Below are 2278 nucleotides of genomic sequence, written 5' to 3'. Positions count from 1 at the left end.
GCTTGGCGTTGGGATTGGCCGGTTTGGGGCCCGAGAACGGGTCGCCCGAGACCGGCATGGTTCGTGGCTTACCGTCCGGTCCGACGACCGTCATGGTTGGCGCTTGACCCCACAGGGTTGTCGGGCCAGCGGTGATCGCCAAGAGGATCAGGAACGTCAGCGTCGGTTTGTGAATTCGTCGTTGGGGCACCGCGAATCACCGAAATCGGGAAAAGGGAAGGAGGCGGTAGGGGGACCCGGTAGTATGACCGGGCGAGACCAGACGCACAAACAAATTGCGAGCCGAATCGGGGGCTGGTACCAAAAATGCGAAGCAACCTTTAGGCCCCTCGATTTTGGGTTCCTGACCCCTTATCCGTGGAACCCCAGGTCGAAAAGTCACCGGGGCACTGGGTAGACGATCAAAGGTAGACAATTTGTCTCGAAAAGTGGTTGGCTTCTTCCATTTTTCAAAGAAAAACCGGACTACCCCCGTTAGGTGTGTTTTTGTTACGAACCGGTTCCGCAGTGAAAACACGGGGCGATCGGTGGATTGCCGATGTTCGGTAACGTTGGGTGCTGGAAGGCCCGGCAGCCGACGCGCCGTGGGACCACTTTCCTGCCTGGCCGCCTGTTCATGTGTTCGTTTGGGTGGCGGTGCGGGGTCCAAACGCTTGGTCCGTCGTAGAGTGTCTCGCCGAACGTGAATGAATCCACTCCATGCCCACTCGGCTAACTCGTTACATCTTGGCGGAAATCATGAAGATTTTCGTCGTTGCATTGATCGCTTTGACGCTGTTGATCTTGTTGATCGGCGTCGGGCGAACGCTGCTGCGCGAGGGTTTGGGCCCGTTTGCGATCATCAAACTGTTGCCCTTCGTACTGCCGATTTCGCTTCAGTTCGCGTTTCCGGCGACGGCGTTATTCGCGGTGTCGTGTGTTTATGGGCGGATGGCCGGCGACGGCGAGGTGGCGACGGTGAAGGCGTCGGGGATTTCGCCGCTGAAAATCCTGCAACCGGCCTTCGTGTTCGCGTTTTTGCTTAGCCCGATCGCGGTCTACATGAGTGATTTGGCGGTGTCCTGGGGGCGTCCGGGCGTCAATCGCGTCGTGATGCTATCGATCGAAGACATTGTTTATCGCAAGATGCGAAGTCAGCTTTCGTACACCGATGATGGGTTTTCGATTCACGTCCATGACGTCAAAGGGCAACGGTTGGAGTATCCGACGGTGACGGTCCACAGCGGCGGGACGCCGATGAAAATGCAGGCCCGTGAGGGTCGGTTGACATTGGATGTGGAGAACGAAACGCTGATGTTGGAACTGACCGATAGTCGTTGGGACCGAGGCGGTTCGATTCAGGGCTTCGTGCCGGGCAAAACGGAGGTGCCGATCCAGTTGTCCCGCACCCTGCGGACGCCGTCGCAAGCGGAAACGCGTCCCAGCGAGCTGCCGTTGAGTCTGATCCAGATCGAACGATTGAGCCAGGACGCGCGTTCGCACGCCGCGATCGGCGAATTGGCGGCGCATACCGGTTTTTCGATTCTGACCAGCCGGACCGAGGAGATCGCGGGGCCAGCCGGCCAGCAGAAGATGGCTCAGCTGGAAGCGAGTAAACGGCGATTGACGCGGCTGCGGATCGAACCGTGGCGCCGCTGGGCCGAAGGGTTTAGCTGTTTCTTTTTCGTCTTCATCGGTGCCCCACTGGCGATGCTGGCTCGGACCAGCGACTACTGGACGACGTTTGGACGCTGTTTTCTGCCGACGCTGCTGCTGTATTACCCGCTGTTTATCTTGGGATTGAATCAGGCCAAGGACAGCGTCATCCCTCCCTACGGGGTCTGGCTGGGCAACGTTGCACTTGGCGCGATCGGGGTGATTTTAGTGAATCGGGTGCGGCGCTACTGAGAAAGCTGTCGGGGCGGGCGCTGGTAGGATTGGCCGACAGGACTAAACTTGCCCGTTTTCGGCGTTTTCGTCCGTTGCCTTGCCCCCCAGGTCGTTTGATGTCCTCCGATTCCTGTCAGTCGCTTCTCCGTGCCATCGCTGACCGCACTTGCACCGTCGGGGTGATCGGGCTCGGGTACGTCGGATTGCCGTTGATTGACGCGTTCACCCAGGCCGGTTTCAAGTGCGTCGGGTTCGACGTCGATCCGAGCAAGGTGAAGAGTTTGCTGGGCGGAAAAAGCTACATCAAGCACATCGACGATTCCAAGATCGCCGCTTGGATTGAAAAGAAGCTGTTCGATGCGACCGACGACATGGGGCGTCTGTCCGAGCCGGACGTGTTGTTGATCTG

At 58.7% G+C, this 2278-nt stretch carries 3 protein-coding genes; 2 read left to right on the top strand and 1 reads right to left on the bottom strand.

All coding sequences use genetic code 11. The annotated features are described in order from the left end of the window. Positions 1-190, bottom strand: a 190-nt coding sequence (locus ABX749_RS30120; protein ID WP_372899291.1) for a hypothetical protein, incomplete at its 3' end; no start/stop codon positions are given. Between the two features lie 509 nt (positions 191-699). Between ABX749_RS30120 and ABX749_RS30115 the strand changes: the two genes are divergently transcribed. Next, positions 700-1887 carry an LptF/LptG family permease gene (locus tag ABX749_RS30115; protein ID WP_372899290.1) on the top strand — a complete coding sequence of 396 codons (1188 nt, stop codon included), beginning with the start codon at positions 700-702 and terminating at the stop codon, positions 1885-1887. Positions 1888-1985: 98 nt separating this feature from the next. Further along, the coding region (locus ABX749_RS30110; protein ID WP_372899289.1) for an NAD(P)-binding domain-containing protein at positions 1986-2278 on the top strand (293 nt) is incomplete at its 3' end.

Source organism: Stieleria sp., assembly GCF_041595215.1.
GTDB lineage: Bacteria > Planctomycetota > Planctomycetia > Pirellulales > Pirellulaceae > Stieleria > Stieleria magnilauensis.
The sequence above is the reverse complement of the archived record's forward strand: the minus strand, read 5'-3'. Positions and strand labels throughout refer to the sequence as shown.

What these genes read in the sequence shown, in the direction of transcription:
- ABX749_RS30115 (WP_372899290.1), top strand. Translation starts at nt 700, where the DNA reads ATGCCCACTCGGCTAACTCGTTACATCTTGGCGGAAATCATGAAGATT.